This is a genomic window from Methylocystis parvus OBBP, from assembly GCF_027571405.1.
Classification (GTDB): domain Bacteria; phylum Pseudomonadota; class Alphaproteobacteria; order Rhizobiales; family Beijerinckiaceae; genus Methylocystis; species Methylocystis parva.
The window spans coordinates 2,350,966-2,373,999 of sequence record NZ_CP092968.1; the positions used below are offsets into that span (position 1 = coordinate 2,350,966).

Below are 23,034 nucleotides of genomic sequence, written 5' to 3' on the forward strand. Positions count from 1 at the left end.
ATCAGACGCCCAAGCCCCACACAACCAAGATATGTGAATGTGGTAGATCCTGAACGGGGAGAGAAGCTAGATTATATCATGAGCGCGCCGGATGCGGATCGAGCGCGACATCGGATGAGACGACATGCGGAAGATCTTCAGCAGGGACATCGTGGCCGCGCGCAGGGCGGCGCTCGTCGCGGCCGTCGCCGGGCTCGGAGCCCGGGGCGTGCGGCCGAAGCTCGCCGCCGTGACCTGCTCGGCGGACCCCGCGGCGCTGAGCTATGTCGCAGTCAAGCGCAAGCACGCCGAAGAGGTCGGCGCGGGCTTCGAGGCGGTCGACCTCTCCCACGCCGGATCGTTCCTGCGCGTCGAGGCCGAGATGATGGCGCTCTGCGCCCGGCCCGACATCCACGGCGTCATTCTCGTCATGTCGTCGAAGCCCGAGCTCGACGAGACCGATCTCGCCAATCTCGTTCCGGCGAACAAGGACGCGGACGGCCTCTCCGCGAGCAATCTCGGCGCGCTGCTGCAGAGCGGGCCCCACCAGCGCTTCATCCTGCCGGCGACGCCGCAGGCCTGCATGGCGCTCGCGGAGTCGCAGACCCCGCTCAAGGGCAAAAAGGCCGTGGTGATCGGTCGCGGGCGCACCGTCGGCAAGCCGCTCGCGAACATGCTGATCAACGCCGGCGCGACGGTCTCGGTCTGCCACTCGGCGACGCCCGACATTCCCGAGGTCTCGCGCGCGGCGGACGTGGTGTTCGTCGCGACCGGGCGCCCGCATTTCTTCGGGCGCGACTATTTCCGCGCGGGGCAAGTGGTCGTCGACGCGGGCATCGGCTTCATCGACGGCAAGGTCGCGGGCGACGTGGACGCGGCGGCGCTCGAGGACCTCGATCTCGCGCTGACGCCCGTACCGGGCGGCGTCGGTCCGCTGACCTCCGTGCTCATCCTGGAGAATCTGCTGACGCTGATCGAGCACGCCGCTCACGAGCGGGCGCGGCGCGCGGCCTTGGTCTGAGGGCCAGCGCGCTCAGAACCCGACCTCGCGCCGCGCTGCGCGATGGCGTCCGCTGACACAAGAACGGCGATCCGGATCGCAGTGGAAAAATCCCGAGCTTTGTGCAAGTTTTTGGCTATGAAACCGTCGCTTGCCCAATGAGTTACAACAGAGTTTTAGCCGGAACCGCCCGGCATACGGAAATTATACGGTGGAGAATGGAACAGCGTATTTCGACGCTTCATACGCTGGAGCGCAAAGAGCTCACGGTTGCGAGTGTTCGAGGCCTTGGCCGACGATCTCGACTTTGAATATCTGATCGCCGAGAAACTGGGCCTCATCGCGCGGAATTGAATCGCCTATGCGCGGCCATTCAGGAAATAGGCTTCCATCAGCCCCTTGCCCTTCAACTCGAGGCCGCCTCGCGCCTTGCATAGATAGCGCCCGCGTAAGCGTTCATAGGTCGATCTGGAAATCTGAATCCGGCTCGGCAGGCTGTGCGACTCGAGCCGGCTCGCGACATTCACCGTATCGCCCCAAATGTCGTAAATAAACTTATGCGTGCCGATCACGCCTGCGACCACGTCGCCGGAGTTGACGCCGATTCTAATTTGGAGCGGCGTGGGCAAATCCTCATTGAGCCGGCTGAGCGTTTCGATCATCGCCATCGCCATGTCGGCGACCGCCTCGGCGTGATCCTCTCTCGTCCCCAAGAGCCCGCAGGCGGCCATATAGGCGTCGCCGATCGTCTTGATTTTCTCGACTCCGGCGTGCGCAGCTCATGGCTCATATTGGCGAGAAAGGCGCTTTTCGTCTTGCTGGCCTCCTCGGCCGCGACGCGAGCGACCAGCAATTCCTCATTGGCGCGCTGAAGCTCGCGCGTGCGCGCTTTGATCTTGTCCTCCATCGAACTGTAAAGCTCGCGTAGCTCGGCGGTCATCGACTGAATGGCGGCGAGAAGAAGCCCTGTTTCGTCGTGGCTCGCGATTTCGAATTTGGCGTCGAGATTTCCGCCCGCAACCTGCTCCGCGACGCGAACGGCGGTTTTGATCGGCTTGGTGATGGTGCGGGCGACCGCAAGCGCCAGGGCGACAATGGGCGGCATCATGAAAAGCAGCAGCGTGAGCGTCGCGCTGCGTTCGGTTCGGGTGAGGGCGAAGGCCTCCTCGGCGCGCTGTTGCACGACCATGCCCCAGCGAAAGGACGGAACATAGGTCCACGAGGCGACGACGGGATTGTGCTCGACATCGTCGAACAAGCCCGAGCCATGAACGCCGGCGAGCGCCCGCGCCAACGCCGGATAAGCCCCGCCCGTCAGCGGCGCGTGAATGCTGAACGCCTTGGACGCATTGCGCCGCAACGGATTGATGATGACCATCTCATCCTGATTGAGATGAGCGGCGACGAGCACCTCTCCGGTTTCGCCAAGGCCGGCGTAATCATTAATGGCGCTGTAGAGCTCCCGATTGTCGAGCTGAAACACGACGACGGCGATGACGACGCCATCGTCGAGAATGGGCCCGGCGATGAAGGCGGCGGGGTCCTTCATGCCCGGATAGATCTGAAAGGCCGAAATTTCGGCCTGTAGCAGCGTTCGCGCGCGATCGATCGCATCGGCGAGTTCTGTGCCGCCGCTCAAATTTTCTTTGAAGACGTCGGCGTCCGATTGGTTGAAAAGAATATCGCCGCCTGGCGAAAGCAGCGCGCAATCCACATAGTTGAATCGATCAGCGAGGCGACTGAGCGTCGGTCCGTTTTTTGCGGCGGCTTGCCGATAGGCGTCGGAGCCTTTGCCGCCGGCCTGTAGCGCCTGGGAAAATTCTCGCGCGGCCTCGCTGATCGAAGGCGTATGCATCAGCGCTTCGACGCTTCTGATTTTTTCAAGCGTCAGATTTTCGAGCTGTTCGACTTTCTTCTTGGCGACGACCTGGTGCGCCAGGCGAGCAATCCGCAAGAGACGATATTGATGACCAGAAACCAGAAGATGATCTTGGCGCCGATCGAGCTGCGCAGCAGGCTGAAGGGCTTCACGGATCAATTCGCTTCTGTCGGATTCGCCCAGCGTCCGCCCCATCGGGTGTACATGGCGGTTAAAAATTCATTCCACTCCGCCTTGGTGCGCGACGGCGGATAGGGCGCCGGACGGATGGGCCGGTTCACTGTCCAAACCACTTCGATCTGGCCGTCGGATCTGATCTTGCCGACGGAGAAAGATCGCCAGCTGTGCTGGGTGTAGGGGTCGATCGAAACGAGGCCTTCGGGGGCGTCGAGCGTCTCCGTCAGCATGGTCCTGCGGACTCTTTCGACGTCTAGCGACTGCTCCTCCTGGACCGCCTTCGCCCAGAGTCTGACACTGAAATAGGAGGTCGCTATCACGTCGCTGGTGACGCGGTTGTCTCCGTATTTTTTGCGAAAATTCGTGATGAATCGTTCATTTTCGGGGGTTTTGATCGCCTCGAAATAATTCCAGGCGCTGTAATGGCCTTGAAGGCTGCTGATCGGCAGGCTGCGCAGCTCTTCCTCGCCGATGCTCACGGAGACCACGGGCAGCTTTTCGGCGGAAAGACCGGCGTCGGTCAGCGCCCGATAAAAGGCTTTGTTGGAATCGCCGACGACCGAACTCAGCACCACATCCGGCTGCGCCGCCTTTATTCCTTCGACCGCCTTGGCGACATTGGAGCTCCCGAAAAAGATATAATCTTCGCCGACAAGGTCCGCCCCGAGCGCCTTGATCGTATCTTTCATGATTTCATTGATGCTGCGCGGCCAGACATAATCGGAGCCGATCAGGTAGAACCTTCTGCCCAGATGATCGAGGCTCCATTTGATGGCGGGAATGACCTGCTGATTCGGCGCCGCGCCCGTGTAAATAATGTTGGGAGACTGCTCAAGGCCCTCATAGGCCATCGGATAGACCATCAGTTGCTGATATCTCTCGATCACCGGCATGACGGTTTTCCGGCTCGCCGAGGTCCAGCATCCGAAAATGACCGAGACCTTTTCCTCGACAATCAGCCGCTCGGCCTCTTTCGCGAAGGTCGGCCAGTCGGATTTTCCGTCTGCGATGACCGGCTGTATTTTCCGGCCCAAAAGGCCACCTTTGGCGTTGCTCTCTTCGATCGCCAGCAGTTCCGCGTCGACCATGGAATTTTCGCTGATCGCCATGGGGCCGGAGCGCGAATGCAGAATCCCGACTTTTATGGGCGCGGCTTCTGTAAAGTGCGCAAAACCCCACCAGGACGCCCCGCCCAGAACGGCGAGCGCCGTGGCCACAGAAAAGATGACTCTTGGCGCGCCAAAGGAAGCCTTGGGGGCCATGCAGATGTCCTGTTTATTGGAATGAATGCGCGGGCATGTTAGGCGATCGCGCGATTGCGGACCAGACGAGAGGCCAGTCGCGCATCGGAAATTTTTTAATCATCGTTAAAAAGCACAATCTTCGCCGGTTCCTTGCGCGAGAACTTTGTTCTGCAGGATTGGAGCGAAGCGGCTTCAACGTCGCCAGCGCCACGAATAACCGAGAATGGAAAACAGCTGCGGCCTAGGTGGTCCCGAACATCATAGCGTCGAGTTTATTCCTGAGAACGGCGGGGGGGCTGGGGGTGAGGTTGAAGAAGCCGAGCCCGCCAGAGGCTTGAAGGGAAACGGCGCGGCGTTAGATGACAAGGCCAGGGCGCGATCAGCGCCTTTCCCTCCCAGGGGAGTGCGCCCAGCCCGGTCTTCAGAAGGCCGGGCTTTGCATTTTTGAAAGGCCCAAGGATCATGGCGAACAAGCAGCAGCGCGGCAATCGCGAGGCGAAGAAGCCGAAGAAACTTAAGGTAAAGGCCACGGACCCGGCGACGAGTTTCGGAATCATTGATCGCGCCCGCGAGTCGGCGGGCAAGAGATGATTGGCGACGAAATTCCGACCGGCGCCCCGGCTCTGGCCGCTGTTGGCGCCGTCATCGGGGCGGTGCTGGGATATCTCGCAAAGGGGTTCGATATCGCCGCTCCATTTGCGATTATCGGCGCGACCGCTGCCGGCCTGATCGGACAGCGCCTCGACAGGGCCGCGCGTTCGTAGCGCTACGTCCACAGCGCCGCGCCCCAGCCGCCGGCCGTTTTCAAATATACCGGCCGCCGCTTCGTTCGCCGGGGGAGACTTGGACTGCGGCAGCGCTTCGCCACGGGCGACAACGCGCTCTATGTCGTGGCGGCCGGCTTGCTCATGCCTATCGCCAGCGACGCTATTCCAAGCGAAGGCGTTTCAGGAACACTCTTTGATCCGGCTTGATTACGACAGGGTTTTGTATTCGTTTATTGGCTGGCGAACCCTGGGCCTCCCAACCAAGGGATAATTAAATGCTTGATCTAAAACTTACCGCGCTGCTCGACTTCCTCGTTAGCCTGGGAAGGTCAAAAGAGAAGGTCGAAACCCCTTGCGAAGAATTCGTCCCCTATGAGGGTCACGTTGATCCGATAACCCGAAAGCAGGGAGCCTTGACGAAGGCGGAGCGCGCCACGCCTCACATAGATGAGGAAAAGCGCGCTCGCCGCGATGGCTAAACGCCTAAGCATTTCCAGCGCCGCTTCGCGACATTGCGGCTATGAATTTTTTCAGCGCGTCGATCGCGAGGTCGGCGCCGTGCTGGATCTTGGCGCGACACTGAGCGATGAACCGTGTGCGCCTCGCAGCCGAGAGATTGGATGCGATTAGGGCGATGCTCTTGAGCTTTCCGACGATGACATCGATTCGCGCGGCGAATTCAGGCGGCACAGTCATCATGCCGACCGCCTCGCCGCTTCGCCCTGCCTTTTGTTGTTCGCCGAGACACGAGAATCGACATAGAGTACCGTCTCACCTCGCGTGATTTCCGGGCGCACGGTCACGCCCGGCGCGTTGTTGTTGATCGTGACCTTCGGCGTGAAAGCAGGGCTGTGCTGAGTTGCTGTGCTGATCTGAGAAGCCTGCTGCTCTCACGACGACGATGCGAAAGCATCGACCAGCCCTTGGATGGGCAGGCCAACAATCGTGGAGTTCACGCCTGATTTTACGGGGATACGGTAAGGTATTGGAGGCCGCGCGTCGCCAATTCAGGAGCAAGAAGCGAAGATTTTGACGTCTTATCCGTGATTTGACATGGCGATCGCCACGTAATTATCATCCGGCGCCATGGTATCGCTGCTCACCGAGAATTTACTTAATGTCCTGAAGGCTGTTGCGCCCCTGACGGCCGTCGTGAGCCTGCTTCAGTTTACCGTCATCCACGCGCCGGAAGCGTTGTTTCTTCAGTTCCTCACGGGATCGGCGCTCGCGATCGTCGGCATGGCGCTGCTTTTTTCCGGCATCGACTTCGGCATTTTGCCCATGGGTCGTTTTGTCGGGGCGGCTCTGCCGGAGAAGGGCTCGCTGGCGCTGATCGTCGCCGTGTCCTTCGCGCTGGGCTTCGCGACGACGGTCGCCGAGCCGGATGTGCTCGTGCTCGCCGGGCAGGTGGACGCGGCGTCGCGCGGCGCCATGTCCAGACAGACGGTTGTCTATGTTATCGCCCTTGGCGTCGCCGTCCTGACGGCGGTTGCGATGGTAAGGATCGTCGCCGGGTGGCGGATGAAATATCTGCTCGCGGCCGCCTACCTTGTCGCGCTCATTCTGTCGGCTTTCGCTCCGGTCGAGTTCGTCTCGCTGGCCTTCGACGCCGGCAGCGTCACGACCGGCGCGCTTTCGGCGCCGGTCATGATTTCTCTCGGGATCGGTCTGAGCTCCGTTCTGGCGGGTCGATCGAAAGTGTCCGACGGCTTCGGGCTGCTGGGCTTGGCCTCCATCGGGCCCATCATCGCCATATTGATCCTGGGGAGACTGCTTCCGTGAACGAGACGCTGCTCGTCGAAGGCCGCGCCGCATTCGCGAATGTCGTCGAAGCGGTCGGGCCGCTCGTCGCGGCTTTCCTCGCCTTCCAGTTCTTTTGGCTCAAATTGCCGCGCAAGGAGGTCGTCGACGTTCTCATCGGAACCGCAATGGCGTCGGTCGGACTGTTGTTGTTTCTGGTCGGGATGGAAATCGGGTTCCTGCCCTTTGGAAGAGCGATCGGAACTTCCTTCGGCGCGCTGAATCAGCCCGTCTTTTTTGTCGTCGCCGGCGCGGTTCTCGGTTTCCTCACGGCATGGGGCGAGCCCGCCGTCCGCGTCCTGGCCGATCAGGTCGAGGAGGCGTCCAACGGCTCGATCCACAAATCCATGGTCCTGTCCGCCATTTGCATCGGCGTCGCCTTATGCGTGGGCCTCGGCATCGTGAGAATCCTCGTCGGCATCCCGCTTCTGTATTTGCTTGCGCCCGGCTATCTGCTTGTCATCGCCATGATGTGGCGGAGCGACCAGGAATTCGTCGCCATCGCCGTGGACGCGGGCGGCGTCGCCACGGGGCCGCTGGCCAATACATTTCTGCTCGCTCTCGCAATGGGCGCATCGGTCTCCATGGGCGATCAGGATCCGATCGCGCATGGGCTCGGCCTGGTCGCGCTCATATCGCTCGCTCCGATCATTTCGGTGATGACGTTAGGCTTCCTCGTCCGGGGGACTAAAGACAGGGAGTGATGGAGATGGAGAACCCATGTCTCATCGTCACTATTGTGCGGAAGGGCTGGGCCGACACGGTGCTGGAGGCGACGATCGCCGCGGGCGCTCACGGCGGCACGGTGCTCTTCGGCCGCGGGATCGGACGCAACGAGCAGCAACGGGTTTTCGGCATTCAGATCGAACCCGAAAAGGAAATCGTGCTCACGGTCGTCTCGAGGGATCTGAAGGACAAGATGCTCGAAGAGATCGTGCGCGCCGCCGAATTGGGCTCGCCCGGTCACGGCCTCGCCTTCGTCTTGCCTGTCGAGGCGGTTGTCGGGGTCGTTCATCTGGTCCAGGGTTGATCTGTCCACGCGCGCCGATCGCAAACGGAAAGACCTTTTCGGACTTCACGGCCAAGCTCCTGAATCGATCGAGCGCGCTTCTCGCGAAAGACCGGTTTCCGCTTTCGCCGCGCGCTCTAGGTCCGATAGCGGGTACAGGATCATCGTCGCGGCGTTCGCCATGTCGCCAATATGCTGTTGTCCGGGACCGGGCGATTTGCGCCGGCTCTTCGGGCGCCGTCCGAGGCGTCGACATGAGTGACGACAGGACCGGGAGCTCTGGCGGAGGCAATTATTATGAAGCAGATTCTTCTGGCGACCGATCTCTCCGGGCGCTCCGACCGCGCGGCCGCACGTGCGGCGCTTCTTGCGAGAAAGCACGGCGCCCGTCTGACCGCTCTGCATGTCGTGGACGACGAGCTGCCGCAGCCTGTGGCGGAACGTCAGAAAACGGACGCGGAAAACGCGCTCCGCCAGACATTTGTCAACATGCCCCATGCGTCCGATCTCGATCTGACCATCGACGTTCATTGCGGGCAGTATCATGAAGCGATTATCGAAACCGCGGAGCGACTCGACGCGGACCTCATCGTCATCGGGAAACACCGAGAGGATGTTTTGCTCGATCTGTTTCGCGGCAGTACGGGCGAAAGGGTCCTCCGATTTGGGTCACGTCCGGTCCTTGTCGTAAAGAACCCGGCGGGGCGCGACTATTTGAGCGCGCTCGCCGCGGTGGATTTCTCGCCTACTTCTCGCCGCGCTCTGGAATTCTCATGGAAACTCGCGCCGGACGCGCAGGCTTATCTGGGACACGCCTTCGATGTCCCGTTTCGTTCGCTGACGCTTGGCTCAACCCCCATCGATCAGTTGGCGAAAAAGCATCAACGACAGTTTCACGACTTGATTGAGGAGCAGATGACCGACTTCGTCCACATGTTGTCCAGGCCGCTGGACAGAAGATTCTTCATCGCCCGCGAGGGATCTCCGGAAAGCGTCGTGCTCGCGCTCATAAGTGAACTAAAAGCTGAATTATTGGTCCTCGGAACTCATGGCCGCTCGGGACTGGGGCGCGCCATTCTCGGGAGCGTCGCGGAGGCGCTGCTGGCAAGCGCGCCATGCGATGTCCTCGCGGTCAGGGGCTGGTGACGTCGTCGAAACCTGTAGGAGTTTGACGTTTTCGGCAGCCCGCCGTCGACACTCTCTGCCCGAGAGTTCGCGCGAACCGGGAGCGCGCTCATATTTCCAGGGCGGTTCGCGCGACTGATAAGCCGTCGCTTTTCAAGCGAAAGCCCCGCGCCTGCTAAGTGTCTGCGGGCAGAGCGCGCCGCGCCGACAAGAGATTCGCGCGACCAGCCCCCTTTCAGCCGCTTAAGCAAGGAGATAAACAAAGGCCGTCGTGCCCTTCGCGGGCGCGTGGATCGAAACATGGTTTCCTTCATCACCTCGCCGAGGTGGCGTGTCGTGCCCTTCGCGGGCGCGTGGATCGAAACGCGTGCGGCGTGAGCGGGACTTCGTAGACGGTCATTGGTCGTGCCCTTCGCGGGCGCGTGGATCGAAACGCGAGCTTGGCAAGCCGACGTTCAATGACGGGCGGTCGTGCCCTTCGCGGGCGCGTGGATCGAAACTCAGCGTATTCTGGCGGGTTCTCGGGTTCGTTTGGCTGTCGTGCCCTTCGCGGGCGCGTGGATCGAAACCGCTCCCCGAATGCGCGGCCGAATTGGCTATCTTGTCGTGCCCTTCGCGGGCGCGTGGATCGAAACGTTTGGCTATGGGATTAACGTTACAACGGGCCAACGTCGTGCCCTTCGCGGGCGCGTGGATCGAAACCACAAGCTATCGATCGCATGACGAAAGGGCTTGGCGAGGTCGTGCCCTTCGCGGGCGCGTGGATCGAAACCATGATTTGCTGTCCGGAAGTTTTGAGGCGCTATGTCGTGCCCTTCGCGGGCGCGTGGATCGAAACCATGCCGAGAGACCAGCCGCCGCAAGCACCGGAGAGTCGTGCCCTTCGCGGGCGCGTGGATCGAAACGAACATGATCCGCCATCTTGAGCTTCAACGCGAGGTCGTGCCCTTCGCGGGCGCGTGGATCGAAACCCGATAGAGAATGCGCTACTACTGTGCAAGAAGTGTCGTGCCCTTCGCGGGCGCGTGGATCGAAACTCTGGAATATGCTCTTTCGGCATTTACGCATCTCGTCGTGCCCTTCGCGGGCGCGTGGATCGAAACCTCATTTTGGGCCGCGCTCGACGCCATACCTTCCGTCGTGCCCTTCGCGGGCGCGTGGATCGAAACGTCGTCGGGTTGATGACGTAGTAGGTTACGCCAGGTCGTGCCCTTCGCGGGCGCGTGGATCGAAACGCGATTGTGGGGTGAAGACATGCGAAACCTCGCTGTCGTGCCCTTCGCGGGCGCGTGGATCGAAACAGCGCTCATAGTCCGAGCCTTTCCTCGAGCGCGGGTCGTGCCCTTCGCGGGCGCGTGGATCGAAACTCCTGTCGGGGACCGCCACCTAAAAGCCCTTCGACGTCGTGCCCTTCGCGGGCGCGTGGATCGAAACCGCCCAAATAATCAGGGCGATTGCGAGCGCATAGAGTCGTGCCCTTCGCGGGCGCGTGGATCGAAACATTTTGTTGCGGCCATTGAGCAACTGAGCGATGAAGTCGTGCCCTTCGCGGGCGCGTGGATCGAAACCGTCGTCTTGTTTTTGTAACCGGAGACGACGAACACGTCGTGCCCTTCGCGGGCGCGTGGATCGAAACATCGCGCGTCATCGTCAAAATGTCGGGATTGTCGACAGTCGTGCCCTTCGCGGGCGCGTGGATCGAAACTCGTATTCGGACTTGGACCTTCGCGGCGCTGTGGTGTCGTGCCCTTCGCGGGCGCGTGGATCGAAACCATTGCTGCGCGTCGAGATCGACGACGATCGCTGGGTCGTGCCCTTCGCGGGCGCGTGGATCGAAACGCGAATTTGGCGTCGGCCGGATAGATCGTCTCGGCGTCGTGCCCTTCGCGGGCGCGTGGATCGAAACTTCCAAGACAAAGGGCCAACGCGCTGTATTACAGTCGTGCCCTTCGCGGGCGCGTGGATCGAAACGTTCTTGATCTGCGCTAAGCGCGGATGCATGTATGTCGTGCCCTTCGCGGGCGCGTGGATCGAAACCCGCTGATCCGCGCAAGTTTTATGGAGACTGAACGTCGTGCCCTTCGCGGGCGCGTGGATCGAAACGACCGTGATATTGGCCGAAAAATCGCGCGCGACAGTCGTGCCCTTCGCGGGCGCGTGGATCGAAACATCTACCGGCGTAGGAGCAGGAAGCTATAAGCGCGTCGTGCCCTTCGCGGGCGCGTGGATCGAAACATTTTCAAGGTCTACCTTGAGAACTCCCCTTTTGGTCGTGCCCTTCGCGGGCGCGTGGATCGAAACGAGCAAATCGTTGAACGCAATATGCGCGCCGCTCGTCGTGCCCTTCGCGGGCGCGTGGATCGAAACACATATTACACCAAAGGTGTATTATATTCTCATCGTCGTGCCCTTCGCGGGCGCGTGGATCGAAACGCGCGGAGACGGATCGGCGCGTATCGCCGATCCGGTCGTGCCCTTCGCGGGCGCGTGGATCGAAACTGCGGCGCGGACTGAAACGTTTCGGCGGGGTTGTCGTCGTGCCCTTCGCGGGCGCGTGGATCGAAACGTGCGCAAATTAAAGCACGAAATGAACATGGCGGCGTCGTGCCCTTCGCGGGCGCGTGGATCGAAACCGCGCGACGATCGCGGCGATCCCAGCGACGCCCGCGTCGTGCCCTTCGCGGGCGCGTGGATCGAAACTTTCGCGTCCTCCAGCGCCACTACCAGGCGCTGAGTCGTGCCCTTCGCGGGCGCGTGGATCGAAACAGCGCAGCGTTGTCGGCTCTGGCGCGGGCAAGCTGTCGTGCCCTTCGCGGGCGCGTGGATCGAAACGCCATGCCGGCGCGCTCCAAGCGGCGCAACGCGACCGTCGTGCCCTTCGCGGGCGCGTGGATCGAAACTGCCAACGATGCGATTGGGATTCGGAAACGCCAAGTCGTGCCCTTCGCGGGCGCGTGGATCGAAACAACGGGCCGGACCGCCGGTCGATCGTGAAGGTGAAGTCGTGCCCTTCGCGGGCGCGTGGATCGAAACAAAGCGAAGATGGATCGTCTCGATGAGATGTGGCGCGTCGTGCCCTTCGCGGGCGCGTGGATCGAAACTTTATCGGCGACAATGTCCCGCGCTTTTCCGGAGGTCGTGCCCTTCGCGGGCGCGTGGATCGAAACGCCGCCATGTCGAGGCCGTCGATCGACTCGCCCGGGTCGTGCCCTTCGCGGGCGCGTGGATCGAAACGTCCGCGCGATCGACAGCTCGCGGCCGACGCCCAGTCGTGCCCTTCGCGGGCGCGTGGATCGAAACTTGATGCGCATCGCATTCCAGGCGCGCTGGCGAAGGTCGTGCCCTTCGCGGGCGCGTGGATCGAAACGCGCGCATAGGCGCGATCCGTCTCCGTCGCCTGGTCGTGCCCTTCGCGGGCGCGTGGATCGAAACACGTTACATCTCCCAAGCTGAGAATTTGTGCCCGGGTCGTGCCCTTCGCGGGCGCGTGGATCGAAACATGATCATGTATGACCCATCTTGGACATATTCTGGTCGTGCCCTTCGCGGGCGCGTGGATCGAAACGCCGACGTGGATGGCCTGCTCGAAACCGGAAACGAGTCGTGCCCTTCGCGGGCGCGTGGATCGAAACATCCCGCCTCTACCGGCGTCACGGCGGAGGTGGGTCGTGCCCTTCGCGGGCGCGTGGATCGAAACCGCGATCCCCTATCGCGGTCTAGCGCATGTCGACGTCGTGCCCTTCGCGGGCGCGTGGATCGAAACGGTCATGACGCCGGCGATCATCATTGCGTCGTCACCGTCGTGCCCTTCGCGGGCGCGTGGATCGAAACTTCGCCTCGGGCTCCATGCCGTGCATGGCCTCGTGTCACCTTCGGAATGCCCGCACGCAGTCAGTTGCGTTGCCTCCGGAGCGGCCAGCCTTGCGGCCAAATCCACAGGACGCCGCGGTTCGAGCCGATCCCCGCGCTTCGCCGAGGCTGATGAGCGCCGCAATCCGACTGGCAGGGCGATAATGCAGAGCTGAGCGCTCGAAACCGGCTCCGCCAGCTAAATCCACTTTCCAGCGAGTGCAGCAAAGAAAGCCCGGAACGCGGGGAGCCTATGGCGCAAGCTGGTTCAGAATTATCCAAAAAATCGGGCGCTCATCCTACTTCGTAAAGAAAATTGTGCTGGTGGTTCGCCATACCACCTCCTGAACGCGCGAATAAAATGAGCAGAGTCCGAATAGCCGAGCGCAATAGCGACTTCGGCGACCCTAAGGTTCGGGTTTCCGAGCAGTTCGACCGCCTTTTGTCGCCGCCGTCGTTCCGTCAGCTCCTCGAAGCTTGTCTCCAGCGCAGATAGTTGGCGCTGCATGCTTCTGGCTGAAAGTCCTAGCGTGCGCGCGGCCGCAGGTAAGGAAACCTTCCCGCTCATCATCATGCAATCAATGATGTTTTCGCAAGAGCCAACAAGCAATTCTCCAGCTAATTCGAAGGAGGCCATCTCTCGCACCCCGAGCTGAAGCTGCTCCCACATCAAAGCTTCATTCGACTGCAAGGAGCTGACGCGTTTGTCGAGTTGAGCGGCCGGAAAACGGATGATGCTCGTTTGTGCGGCCTCGAATCGGACTGGCGCACCAAAAAACTCTTCGAAAGGCTGCACCCTTGGGGGCGGGCGATGGGGAAACAGAACCAGAGTCGGGCGCCACCCCGGCCCCATCAGCCTGCGGATCGCCTGGACGAGAAAAGCGGCCACCCCCTCGTATAAAAATCCTGCGGCGTTAGGGTCGCCGCCCGAAAGGTGATGGCTCAAAGACGCTTCATCTCCTCGGACGGACAAAATGGTGGTCGCCCCCGCCTCAAAGGCGGGCAAAGCCCGCGATAAATTTTGCAGGCATTGGCGTAGCGTCAAGCCAGAAGTCAGGGCCAAGCCCAAAAGACCCAATCGAGCGGGGTCGGCCGCGGAAGCGCATGTGAGCGAGAATGCGTCAACGCCGAGCAGCCGCGCTGAATAGTTGAACACCGTCAGCGCCTGCGCCCGAGTGATGATTCCATTGCTCAGGGAATAATCCAGCCCCGCCCTCTGATAGGCCGCCGCAAGGGGGCCCTCCCTTTGATCAAAGAGCTGCGGGAGCATATGCAGAATACTCACGCGAACCGGGGAACGATGAGACATCTCAAGAACCGCGCCTATGATGAGTTGATTTTGAGCCTGGATCCTCCAGCTAAAGCTTTGCAGGAATCTCTCCATTTTCGTTTTAAATTGAGGGATCTTGGCGTGAAATGGCAATACCTGCACCGTTTGGCGATTTAAAGAGGGAAGCGTCGGCGATGTTAGCTGCGCGCGGGTTCGGCTTGCGATGCGCCCGGGCCAACCCGAGGAAGATTTTTCGCTTACGTCGTGACTTGGCCTCTGGGTCGGCGCGGCGGTGGACACATCAAGGAGGAAAGTCTGATGAAGAAGCTGATGTCTGCGCTGGCCCTGGCTTGCGCACTAGCGCCCTCGCTGTCAGAGGCGCAGGTAAAGATCGACATGACTAAGATTACCTGCGGGGAAATTCTCGCTATGTCGCCCGATGACAAGAGTGATTTTGCGGCCTTCATGAGCGGATGGTTCTCACAGAAAAGCGGACGCACCTATATCGACGTGGGTCTTTTTCAAAAGAACGTCGCGAGCGTGATCGATTGGTGCGGCTCGAATAAGTCCGAATCCGTGTTCGCGGGACTGCAGCGCGCATCCGAGAAGAAATAAAAGAGACGATCGGGGAATCACATGAGCCGTAATCTGATTTTTGTTGGCGTTGTCGCCGCTCTCGCCATCGCCGCCCCGGCGACCGCGCAAGTCACGATCGAGATGTCTCAGATCACATGTAAGGACTTTGCCAGCTACGATGCCGACACCAAAGATTTCATCGGAAACTGGATGCGCGGTTACTTCATGTCCAAGAACAACCTGACCGTCATCGACTCGCGCTATGTGAAGCGCAACACCGAGAAGATCGAGCGCTACTGCAAGAAGCTTCCGAAAGCGTCCCTTATGGAAGCTGTCCAGAAAAACGCGCGGTGACAAAGGAGGCCCCGGTCCACTGGCCGGGTCCACACTTGCAGATATTGACGGAGCCCCCCAATGCCTACAAGGCGCGATTTGCTTTCTTCCGCCACGACCATGCTTGTTGCGACATTGGCGCCGGCACTCGGAGGCTCGGCTGAAGCGGCCCAAAAGCAGACGACATCAGCGCCGGGAGTTCGACGCCTGCGTTCCAAGCGGCCTAACATCCTTTTCATCTTCACCGATCAAGAGCGCTATTGGCCGAAATGGCCGGCAGGCCTCTCTCTACCGGCACATGAGACGCTGCAAAAACGTGGCGTCACCTTCCACAAGCATTATTGCCCGGCGACCATGTGCACATCGTCGCGCAGCGTCATGATGACTGGCCTCACGACGCCGAACAATGGCATGTTTGAAAATTGCGACGTGCCCTATGTCGGCAGCCTTTCTCCGAAAATTCCAACCTTCGGACACATGCTGCGCAAGGCCGGCTATTATACGGCCTATAAAGGTAAATGGCACCTCAGCCGAAAAATCGACGCCGAGGAAGCCGATCGCCTCTTCACGCGCGAAATGGACGAATACGGGTTCTCGGATTTCTTTGGCCCCGGCGACATTATCGGACACACGCTCGGTGGCTACCACTTCGATCATCTCATTGCGGGCAGCGCCATTACATGGCTGCGACGGCATGGACAGCCGCTCTCGGATGACGGAAAGCCTTGGGCTTTGACGGTCGGCCTCGTTAATCCCCACGATGTGATGTATTTCAACACGGACACGCCCGGACAATCCGTTCAGGACGGGGGCTTCCTGATGATGCACGCGGCGCGTGCGCCTAATCACCCCCTTTATAAGGCGAACTGGAATGTTCCCCTGCCGGAAAACTGGACGGAGCCGCTCGATGCGCCGGGCCGTCCCAAAGCGCATGGCGAATTCCTGAAGGTGTGGGACTACGTCCTCGGCCATGTCCCCCCTGAACAACAGCGATGGCGCCGCTTCATCGATTATTACGTCAACTGTATTCGCAGCGTTGACATGCAAGTCGAGGTCATATTGAAGGAGCTCGACACCCTCGGCCTTTCCGACAATACGATCATCGTCTTTACCTCGGACCACGGCGAAGCCGCCGGCGCGCACGGTCTTCGCGGCAAAGGGCCTTTCGCCTATGAAGAGGCCATCCATCTGCCGCTCTACATCGTTCACCCGGATGTGAAGGGCGGGCAGGATTGCCGGGCTCTGACCAGCCACATCGATTTCGCGCCTTCGTTTCTGTCCATGGCCGGCGTCGAAGCTGGGAAGCGTGGAGAATTTGCGGGACGCCAGTTGCCCGGGAAGGACATATCGTCGGCTTTGTCGAACCCGCGTGCCGCCGAAACGCATTCCGTTCGTGATAGCGTGCTCTTTACCTACAGCGGCCTCGGAACGAACGACCATGAGGTGTATCGCATCAATGCGGAAGCTAAAATGGCCGGCAAAAAGCCCGTCGTCGAACTCCTGAAAGCTGGATACAGGCCGAACGTGAAGAAGCGGGGCACGCTGCGCACCGTCTTCGACGGGCGCTATAAATTTTCGCGCTATTTCGCGCCCGTAGACCACAATAAGCCCAAGACGATCGACGAGCTGTTTGACTGGAACGACGTCGAGCTCTTCGATCTTGAAACCGATCCCCGCGAGGGAAAGAACCTAGCTGCGGACCGGAAGGCCAATGCTGATTTGATAATGACGATGAGCGGTAAACTCGAAGCGATCATCAAGGATGAAATCGGAGTGGATGACGGGCGAGAACTGCCGCATATCCCGACCGTCGACTGGACGATAAAAAGGGTGGACTTGTAGCAGTCCCCCTTTCCTCCTTCCTCAAATCTGCTTCGCTCCAGGGCTGAATGTTTCAGCCTATGAAGACGCGTGTAGTTTTGGCCATAATGGCGCTCGTTGCAGTTTCGCCGGCGGGCGCCGCCGACCTCCCCCATCCCAAAAAGCGGCTGCCTTGCCGCCTCCTGTCTACATGTCGACGGCCAATCTCGTAGATAATTCTCTGGGGGCTATCGGCTCCGCCTCGGCGACGGGCGCGACGGGAACCGTTCACGCGCGCCTTGATGGTTTCCTGTTTGGCGGTCAGCTCGGCTATAATTGGCAGTTTTCGGATCGGCTGCACGCCGGGCGGCAAATCCCACGCAGACGAAGGTTACGCCTGCTATCCGCAGTTCCAGGTCGCGGGCCCGGGCGCAGGAGGCGCGACGGGCCAGGCCGACGCGGCGCTTGGTTTCTTCGACCGCAAGGACACTCCCCCTACCCCGCAGGTTTTGTGCGAGTTCAAAGACATTCGTTCCAACCTGGACGGCCCGCAGAAGCGCATGGGTAATACCCGCTCTCCCGTCAAGCAGCGCGCGGATTCTTCTGAAGCGCTTCGATGAGCTCGCCGCCTCGGCCCTCGGCGACAGCGACGATTTCTCAATTTAAATGTTTATGCGCGAAAAGCTCCTCGGAAATTCTCAAATAAGATGTCCAAGCCCGCCGCGAACCGGGAATTTCTAACAATAAAATGTATCCTGACGAGCAGGTCTTATGCGCTTGCTCCTGCGTCCACGGCAATCACTGTTCCTGTCATGTTGCGCGCGGCGTCGGACAACAAGAAACTCACTGCGACAGAAACGTCGTCAGGTTCCGCAAGACGTCGCAGGGCCGCGCGGCCCGCTATCTTGGCTACATCATCTTCTGGAAGGCTTGCTGTGAGTTCGGTCATAATGAAACCGGGCGCCACTGCGTTGACCGTAATGTCGAGCTGACCCAGTTCGCGAGATAAAGATTTCGTGAAACCGACCAATGCCGACTTGCTCGCGCCGTAGACGCTCAATCCATTGTAGCCGGTCGAAGCGATGATCGAGGATATATTGACGATGCGACCGCCCTTGCCAGCCGCCATCATCTGCCGCGCGACGTGTTTGGTCAGCACGATAGGCGAGGTCAAGTTGATGCGCAGCAAGGACTCAATTTGGACGTTGTGGGTGTTGGCGAGCAAACCCTCCACGCTCTGGCCAGCGTTGTTGACGAGTCCGTAGGGAGCCCCGAATTGCTTCTTGAGACCTGCGATGAAAGGGGCAAGTGCTTCAACGTCGCTCAAATCGCAGGCCGAAAAGACGACGCCCTCGGGCGCCGCGGCGATAGCCGCCTTGAGGCCGTCGCTTTCCTTGCGGGCGACGGCGATCACACGAAAGCCGTCCGCAGCGAGACGTCGCGCGATGGCGAGGCCGAGACCTCTGCTGGCGCCCGTAACGATCACGTTACGCATGGCGGCGTTCCATCTTTCCGCTAGCGAGGATCCCAAGATCCCTTACAAACGTGATCGTCGCCGGGGCCTTATGGTGCGCAAGCCGCGAGTGGCAAAGCTCAAGAATTTCGGCGCGGAGTGCGCCGCTATCCTGCTGCGCGCCAGCGTCGTCCAGAACAACCTCGGCCGTCGTAAGATTGCCGGTGATCGGACTGATGCGGGCCGAGACCCGCGACATATGCACTCGCGGATGCATGTTGATGATTTCCTCGATCTCCTCGGGATGAACCTTGAGGCCGCCTACGTTAATGACGCCGGCGCGCCGTCCTCTGAAAAAGCAGCGGTCGCCGATGCGCTCCACGATGTCGTCAGTGTCGACAAAGCCCTCATCGTTTTTCAGCTCAAGGTCTGGCCGCCCGACATAGCGCACAGCCACGCGTGGCGAACGGATGCGCAGCGTTCCATCTTCGAGACGCATTTCGACACAGCCGTCGCTTTCCAGGTACGTGGCCGGAAAGCCCTCGCGGCCGTCACAGACTTCGAAACCGACGCCGGCTTCGGTGGAGGCGTAGGCGTGCGTGATTTTGGCTTCTGGGTATGTGACTCGGAGCGCATCGAGGATCGCACGATCTGCGATTTCGCCCGAGAGTCGGATGGCTTCGGGCGAGAAATCTCGCGCGTGCGGACTCATCAGCAAGCGACGCCAATGCGAAGGCGTGCCGGAGATATGGGTAACGCTATTTTCCCGGCAGCGCTGCACGTACTCGCCGAGCGACTCGTTTGGGTCTAAAAGCGTCAGCGCGGTTCCGGCGGCGCACGCGCGCAAGAAAATCTGCAAGCCGCCAAAGCGGCGGATGTCGTAAAACGTGGCCCAGACGGGCGGCGAGACGTCGCCCTGTAGCGGAACTGACCCAAGCAACTGCTCAAGGCCATGAGCTACGAGCTTGGGCGAACCCGTCGTACCCGAGGTCGGCAGGACCCACTCCGTCGCGACCGGCTCACCACGACCTGGGGGGGCGTGCGCCGCCTCGCCGACCCGATAGGCTCGTCGGGCGCCGCGAGGGTTCGGTTCATCGGCGACGACAGCGTCGACCTCCGCTTGAGTCAGCACGCTCTCGAACTGCTCTTCGGCGAAATCGGGCGGCAAAATTACGAGCCGTGCGGCGCAACCGTCGAGTTCGATCAGCGCTCGCGCGCAATCGATCTGTTCTCTAACGGAGATGAGCACGCATTTGCCAGCAAGTTCGTTGCGACGCTCTGCGATTATGGTCGAACCAATGAGTTCGTTTCGCTGGAGGCTTCTATTTCGGGCGAGAATCCGCAATCCCTCGCGACGCGAGATGAGATCGAAAAGACTGCGCGGCTTGGACCGGCACGCGTCTATAGGGGTCATGGCGCCCTCCAGAGTTTTTCGGACTGTTCAGCCAGTATTGCAATTCATCTCTCAAGGAGAACGCGTTTTTTAGTCTCGTTTTGAGACGCGCCCTCTCTTGCATAAATGCTGCTTTCAGCCCCGCATAATTCTTTGTAATGAGTCGATTTCGCGAAGCTCAGATAGCACGCGCGCACGTTGCCGAACACTGGTCCAGGCGCGAGTTCACGGGTATCGATCCTCGTGATAGGCGCGACTTTTTGGAAGTTTCCGGTCGAAAAAATCTCGTCTGCGGCAACGAAGTCCGCGTATGTCAGGGAGGTCTCGATCACCTCGACGCCCGCTTTGCGCAGGAGCCCTATCACGCGCTGGCGCGTCACGCCATTGAGAAAGGTCCCGTTGGGGAACGGTGTGAAAACTACGCCATTCTTGACCATGAATGCGTTGGAGTTGGCGAATTCTGTGACGTGCCCGAGCGCGTCGAGCATGAGGCAATTGTCAAAGCCGCGCCTCGCCGCCTCCATAAGAGCCCGGGCGCCATTGGCGTAAAGGCAGCTCGCCTTGGCGTCCACCGGCGCCGTTTCGGCCGTCGGACGGCGAAACGGAGATAGGGTCACCGCAATGTCGCGCGGCGGCGGCATTGGCGCCTCATAAAGCGTGAGGCACCAGTTGGTCGACGCCGGATCAAACCGCACGCCGCCGCCATAGCCCGACTCGGCCCAATACATCGGCCGAATGTAGAGCGCGGCGTCGGGCGCGAAATGCTCGAAGCCCTCAACGCAGAGTGCGGCCCAGCTCGCTTCGGTGACCACGGGCTCGAGCCCCATCGCGACAGCCGAACGATTGACGCGCGCAAGGTGTTTGTCTAGGTCGGGCGCCAAGCCTCCGAAGGCGCGTGCGCCATCGAAGACGACGGAGCCGAGCCACGCGCCATGCGAGCGAACGCCGAGGATTTGGGTATTGCCTTCGCGCCAGGCGCCGTCGAAATACGTCCAGGTTCGCGTCGGCGCAGCAGGCGCGCCCGTCATGACGTCGATCATAGCGCAGTGCTCCGGGAACGCGTCGCCTTCTCAAAGGCGACCTGAGACAAAAAGTTGCGATAGAGCTGCTCGGCGTCGCGCCGCCACACGGCTTGCAGCTTTTCCTGCGCCATGAGCGCGTTCAAGCCCTTCGAGAACCGCATGCGCTGCGATTGATCCGCCGTCTTCTTAAGATCCGCGATCCCGCGCTCCGCCATGGGCGAGAAATAGTTTTTTGGCGTTGGCGGGAAAGTCTGGGATTGCGCGTTGATGTAGCGCAACGCGTCGCGACGGAACTCGCGCGATAGCGTCTGGGCGTCATATTCCGGATGCCCTTGCGTGAACAAAAACAAGCTCGGTTCACGTCGCCAGAAGCTGTCGACCCCGACCTCCGCAGACCATGACGAGATGTTGTATCCGAACCTCTCGAGATCCTCGCGAGCGAGTCCGTTGTAACGCGAATGCGGCATGTTCAATAGGGGCGCCATGCCCTGCGTCGCCCAGTCTCCCTGCATGACGGCACACGCGTAGACGCCGCTAATTTTTTCAGCCTCGCGCCGCCGCGCCAGACCATCGAGCGCCAGCACGGCGCCATGCGCGGCGAGGCAGGACCACAGCGCGCCAAAGGTGTTGGCGCGAGCCCAGGCGACGAGCTGCGCGAACTCCTCCCAATAGGACTCATCGCTCAAGTCCGGAGCGCGCGGCTCGGCGCCCGTGACGATCAGAGCGTCGGTTCCGCGCGCATAAAGCCCGTCGATCGGATCATGCGTTTGCGCGAGTATGCGCCGTGCGGTTTCGCCGCGCCGTGCGCTCGGCAGGTTATAAAGCCGCAGATTAGCCGAGAGCCCTTCGGCGCCCATGCGCACCAGACCCGAGAACTGAGCGACCGTCGCCTCGAGGGCCTGATCGGGCATGTTGTTGACGAGCGCGATCTCGATTGGGGCGCCTTTGCGAGCCGCCATGAGCGTCATACGGGTCATCCCGCCGCTGCCTTTGAAGAGGACCACGCTGCCGCGAGCGCTTGGTCGAGATCCTCGATGAGATCGTCGCAATGCTCGATGCCGATGCTCAGACGAATCATCTCGGGAGTGACGCCCGCCTTCGCCTGCTCGGCCGGAGTCATTTGCCGGTGCGTGGTCGACGCGGGATGGCAGGCGAGAGATTTGGCGTCGCCGATATTGACCACGCGCTTGATGAGACGTAGCGCGTCATGAAACGCCTTGCCAGAATCCAACCCGCCTTTGACGCCGAAGGTCAGCAGGGCCGGGCAGCGCCCTCCAAAGTATTTTTGCGCAAGCGCGTGATAGCGGCTGGTTTCGGAGCCTGCGTAGCTGACCCAGGCGACACGTGCGTCACGGGACAAGAATTCGGCGACCTTGCGGGCGTTCTCGATATGGCGTTCCATGCGCAAAGCGAGCGTCTCTATGCCTTGCAGCAGCAGAAACGCCGAGAACGCCGGCAAGACCGCGCCCGTCGTGCGTTGGTAGACGCTGCGCGCCCGCGCGATGTAGGCCATTTCACCAAAATGATCCGCGTAGACCAACCCGTGATATGACGCATCCGCAATGCAAAACATCGGAAAGCGCTCAGCATGCTTCTTCCATGGGAAACGGCCAGAATCGACAATGATTCCGCCGAGCGTCGTACCGTGGCCGCCCATGTATTTGGTCAGAGAGTGCACGACGATGTCGGCGCCGTGCTCGATCGGGCGCAGAAGGATTGGCGTCGCGACGGTATTGTCGACGATCAGCGGAACGCCGCGTTCATGAGCAATTGCGGCGATTGCTGCGATGTCGCAGACGTTGCCCGCCGGATTGCCGACGCTCTCGCAAAACAAAGCGCGCGTGTCGTCATCGATCGCCGCGCGCATGTCCTCGGGCTTATCGCCTTGCGCGAAGCGCACATTTATGTTCTGGCGCGGTAGAAGGTGCTGCAGTAGCGTGTGCGTCGTGCCGTAAAGCTGAGGCGTCGCGACGACGGCGCCGCCGTGATCGGCGAGATTGGCGAAGGCGTAATAGAGCGCGGCCTGGCCGGTGGCGACGGCGAGCGCGCCGACCCCGCCCTCGAGCTCGGCGACGCGGCGCTCTAGGATCGCCGTGGTCGGATTGGCGATGCGGCTATAGCGAAACCCCTCGATCTCGAGATCGAACAGCGCGGCCGCCTCGTCCGCGCTCGCAAACTCGTAAGAGACCGTCTGATAGATGGGCGTTGCGACGGCCCGCGTCGTGGGGTCTTTCTGAAAGCCGCCATGAACGGCGATCGTGTCGGCGCGCAGGGCGCTTGATCTTAACGTGGGTTTCGACAACACGCACATTCCCTCTACTGAGCGCGAAAAGCTGTGCGATTTGAAAGTTTGAAATA

Annotated in this window: 20 protein-coding genes, 1 pseudogene and 1 CRISPR repeat array; of the genes and pseudogenes, 12 read left to right on the forward strand and 9 right to left on the reverse strand. The window is 60.9% G+C overall.

Annotation, left to right across the window (positions count from 1 at the left end):
• The first annotated feature begins 124 nt into the window (after positions 1–124).
• Both MMG94_RS11425 and MMG94_RS11430 read left to right on the forward strand, forming a co-directional pair.
• Positions 125–1,000, forward strand: coding sequence for a bifunctional 5,10-methylenetetrahydrofolate dehydrogenase/5,10-methenyltetrahydrofolate cyclohydrolase (locus MMG94_RS11425; protein ID WP_016920788.1), 876 nt, complete (start codon positions 125–127; stop codon positions 998–1,000).
• Between the two features lie 192 nt (positions 1,001–1,192).
• Positions 1,193–1,306, forward strand: a pseudogene (locus MMG94_RS11430) (IS5/IS1182 family transposase); the annotation flags it as partial.
• 32 nt (positions 1,307–1,338) lie between these two features.
• Here the strand turns inward: MMG94_RS11430 and MMG94_RS11435 are convergent.
• From MMG94_RS11435 to MMG94_RS11445, 3 genes are all read right to left on the reverse strand, one after another.
• Positions 1,339–1,710 (reverse strand): adenylate/guanylate cyclase domain-containing protein, encoded by a 372-nt coding sequence (locus MMG94_RS11435; RefSeq protein WP_081495683.1) that lies wholly within the window; start codon positions 1,708–1,710, stop codon positions 1,339–1,341.
• Positions 1,638–2,933 (reverse strand): HAMP domain-containing protein, encoded by a 1,296-nt coding sequence (locus MMG94_RS11440; protein WP_244415420.1) that lies wholly within the window; start codon positions 2,931–2,933, stop codon positions 1,638–1,640. The genes MMG94_RS11435 and MMG94_RS11440 overlap by 73 nt, the downstream gene beginning before the upstream one ends.
• 80 nt (positions 2,934–3,013) lie before the next feature.
• A complete protein-coding gene (locus tag MMG94_RS11445; RefSeq protein ID WP_016920790.1) occupies positions 3,014–4,297 on the reverse strand; it encodes an urea ABC transporter substrate-binding protein in 1,284 nt (427 codons plus the stop codon).
• 444 nt (positions 4,298–4,741) lie between these two features.
• On the opposite strand from MMG94_RS11445, the gene MMG94_RS11450 reads away from it, so the two are divergent.
• The 6 genes from MMG94_RS11450 (at position 4,742) to MMG94_RS11475 (ending at position 9,001) form a co-directional block, all read left to right on the forward strand.
• Entirely contained in the window at positions 4,742–4,870 is a 129-nt protein-coding gene (locus MMG94_RS11450) for a hypothetical protein (RefSeq protein WP_020372459.1), read from the forward strand.
• A complete protein-coding gene (locus MMG94_RS11455) occupies positions 4,867–5,043 on the forward strand; it encodes a hypothetical protein (protein WP_016920792.1) in 177 nt (58 codons plus the stop codon). The genes MMG94_RS11450 and MMG94_RS11455 overlap by 4 nt, the downstream gene beginning before the upstream one ends.
• Positions 5,044–6,132: 1,089 nt before the next feature.
• A complete protein-coding gene (locus MMG94_RS11460; RefSeq protein ID WP_016920795.1) occupies positions 6,133–6,828 on the forward strand; it encodes a DUF1538 domain-containing protein in 696 nt (231 codons plus the stop codon).
• The gene (locus MMG94_RS11465) at positions 6,825–7,550 is read left to right on the forward strand and encodes a DUF1538 domain-containing protein (RefSeq protein ID WP_016920796.1); all 726 of its coding nucleotides are present in this window, start codon (positions 6,825–6,827) and stop codon (positions 7,548–7,550) included. The genes MMG94_RS11460 and MMG94_RS11465 overlap by 4 nt, the downstream gene beginning before the upstream one ends.
• Before the next feature lie 5 nt (positions 7,551–7,555).
• Positions 7,556–7,876 (forward strand): P-II family nitrogen regulator, encoded by a 321-nt coding sequence (locus MMG94_RS11470; protein WP_154419811.1) that lies wholly within the window; start codon positions 7,556–7,558, stop codon positions 7,874–7,876.
• 276 nt (positions 7,877–8,152) lie between these two features.
• Positions 8,153–9,001 (forward strand): universal stress protein, encoded by an 849-nt coding sequence (locus tag MMG94_RS11475; protein ID WP_016920799.1) that lies wholly within the window; start codon positions 8,153–8,155, stop codon positions 8,999–9,001.
• A gap of 247 nt (positions 9,002–9,248) precedes the next feature.
• Positions 9,249–12,811: direct repeats of the CRISPR family, unit length 32 nt; unit sequence GTCGTGCCCTTCGCGGGCGCGTGGATCGAAAC.
• A 292-nt stretch (positions 12,812–13,103) separates the two neighbouring features.
• Here MMG94_RS11475 and MMG94_RS11480 read toward each other — a convergent pair.
• The gene (locus MMG94_RS11480) at positions 13,104–14,213 is read right to left on the reverse strand and encodes an AraC family transcriptional regulator (RefSeq protein ID WP_154419809.1); all 1,110 of its coding nucleotides are present in this window, start codon (positions 14,211–14,213) and stop codon (positions 13,104–13,106) included.
• A gap of 204 nt (positions 14,214–14,417) precedes the next feature.
• Here MMG94_RS11480 and MMG94_RS11485 point away from each other — a divergent pair, with 204 nt between their 5' ends.
• The 4 genes from MMG94_RS11485 (at position 14,418) to MMG94_RS11500 (ending at position 17,428) form a co-directional block, all read left to right on the forward strand.
• Positions 14,418–14,714, forward strand: coding sequence for an HdeA/HdeB family chaperone (locus tag MMG94_RS11485; RefSeq protein ID WP_016920855.1), 297 nt, complete (start codon positions 14,418–14,420; stop codon positions 14,712–14,714).
• 21 nt (positions 14,715–14,735) lie between these two features.
• Positions 14,736–15,029 carry an HdeA/HdeB family chaperone gene (locus tag MMG94_RS11490; RefSeq protein ID WP_016920854.1) on the forward strand — a complete coding sequence of 98 codons (294 nt, stop codon included), beginning with the start codon at positions 14,736–14,738 and terminating at the stop codon, positions 15,027–15,029.
• A gap of 78 nt (positions 15,030–15,107) precedes the next feature.
• Positions 15,108–16,850, forward strand: coding sequence for a sulfatase family protein (locus MMG94_RS11495; protein WP_244415434.1), 1,743 nt, complete (start codon positions 15,108–15,110; stop codon positions 16,848–16,850).
• Between the two features lie 260 nt (positions 16,851–17,110).
• The gene (locus MMG94_RS11500; protein WP_016920852.1) at positions 17,111–17,428 is read left to right on the forward strand and encodes a hypothetical protein; all 318 of its coding nucleotides are present in this window, start codon (positions 17,111–17,113) and stop codon (positions 17,426–17,428) included.
• Between the two features lie 149 nt (positions 17,429–17,577).
• On the opposite strand, the gene MMG94_RS11505 is transcribed toward MMG94_RS11500, so the two are convergent.
• The 5 genes from MMG94_RS11505 to MMG94_RS11525 all read right to left on the reverse strand — a co-directional run bounded on the left by MMG94_RS11505 (position 17,578) and on the right by MMG94_RS11525 (position 22,948).
• Positions 17,578–18,303, reverse strand: coding sequence for an SDR family NAD(P)-dependent oxidoreductase (locus tag MMG94_RS11505; RefSeq protein ID WP_016920851.1), 726 nt, complete (start codon positions 18,301–18,303; stop codon positions 17,578–17,580).
• On the reverse strand, positions 18,296–19,606 hold the full coding sequence (locus MMG94_RS11510) for an AMP-binding protein (RefSeq protein ID WP_244415432.1): 1,311 nt from the start codon (positions 19,604–19,606) through the stop codon (positions 18,296–18,298). Before MMG94_RS11510 ends, MMG94_RS11505 begins: the two co-directional genes overlap by 8 nt.
• 113 nt (positions 19,607–19,719) lie before the next feature.
• Positions 19,720–20,694 carry a branched-chain amino acid aminotransferase gene (locus MMG94_RS11515; protein ID WP_016920849.1) on the reverse strand — a complete coding sequence of 325 codons (975 nt, stop codon included), beginning with the start codon at positions 20,692–20,694 and terminating at the stop codon, positions 19,720–19,722.
• A complete protein-coding gene (locus MMG94_RS11520) occupies positions 20,691–21,653 on the reverse strand; it encodes a homoserine O-acetyltransferase/O-succinyltransferase family protein (protein WP_154419807.1) in 963 nt (320 codons plus the stop codon). The genes MMG94_RS11515 and MMG94_RS11520 overlap by 4 nt, the downstream gene beginning before the upstream one ends.
• Complete coding sequence (locus tag MMG94_RS11525) at positions 21,650–22,948, reverse strand: O-acetylhomoserine aminocarboxypropyltransferase/cysteine synthase family protein (RefSeq protein ID WP_026016390.1); 1,299 nt, start codon at positions 22,946–22,948, stop codon at positions 21,650–21,652. The genes MMG94_RS11520 and MMG94_RS11525 overlap by 4 nt, the downstream gene beginning before the upstream one ends.
• Positions 22,949–23,034 lie beyond the last annotated feature (86 nt).

Bases quoted from the DNA above. Each gene is read 5' to 3' on its own strand.
- MMG94_RS11425 (WP_016920788.1), top strand. From the start codon at position 125: ATGCGGAAGATCTTCAGCAGGGACATCGTGGCCGCGCGCAGGGCGGCG.
- MMG94_RS11455 (WP_016920792.1), top strand. From the start codon at position 4,867: ATGATTGGCGACGAAATTCCGACCGGCGCCCCGGCTCTGGCCGCTGTT.
- MMG94_RS11445 (WP_016920790.1), bottom strand. From the start codon at position 4,297: ATGGCCCCCAAGGCTTCCTTTGGCGCGCCAAGAGTCATCTTTTCTGTG.
- MMG94_RS11435 (WP_081495683.1), bottom strand. From the start codon at position 1,710: ATGGCCGCCTGCGGGCTCTTGGGGACGAGAGAGGATCACGCCGAGGCG.
- MMG94_RS11505 (WP_016920851.1), bottom strand. From the start codon at position 18,303: ATGCGTAACGTGATCGTTACGGGCGCCAGCAGAGGTCTCGGCCTCGCC.
- MMG94_RS11475 (WP_016920799.1), top strand. From the start codon at position 8,153: ATGAAGCAGATTCTTCTGGCGACCGATCTCTCCGGGCGCTCCGACCGC.
- MMG94_RS11470 (WP_154419811.1), top strand. From the start codon at position 7,556: ATGGAGAACCCATGTCTCATCGTCACTATTGTGCGGAAGGGCTGGGCC.
- MMG94_RS11520 (WP_154419807.1), bottom strand. From the start codon at position 21,653: ATGACCCGTATGACGCTCATGGCGGCTCGCAAAGGCGCCCCAATCGAG.
- MMG94_RS11460 (WP_016920795.1), top strand. From the start codon at position 6,133: ATGGTATCGCTGCTCACCGAGAATTTACTTAATGTCCTGAAGGCTGTT.
- MMG94_RS11500 (WP_016920852.1), top strand. From the start codon at position 17,111: ATGGTTTCCTGTTTGGCGGTCAGCTCGGCTATAATTGGCAGTTTTCGG.
- MMG94_RS11485 (WP_016920855.1), top strand. From the start codon at position 14,418: ATGAAGAAGCTGATGTCTGCGCTGGCCCTGGCTTGCGCACTAGCGCCC.
- MMG94_RS11515 (WP_016920849.1), bottom strand. From the start codon at position 20,694: ATGATCGACGTCATGACGGGCGCGCCTGCTGCGCCGACGCGAACCTGG.
- MMG94_RS11480 (WP_154419809.1), bottom strand. From the start codon at position 14,213: ATGGAGAGATTCCTGCAAAGCTTTAGCTGGAGGATCCAGGCTCAAAAT.
- MMG94_RS11450 (WP_020372459.1), top strand. From the start codon at position 4,742: ATGGCGAACAAGCAGCAGCGCGGCAATCGCGAGGCGAAGAAGCCGAAG.
- MMG94_RS11490 (WP_016920854.1), top strand. From the start codon at position 14,736: ATGAGCCGTAATCTGATTTTTGTTGGCGTTGTCGCCGCTCTCGCCATC.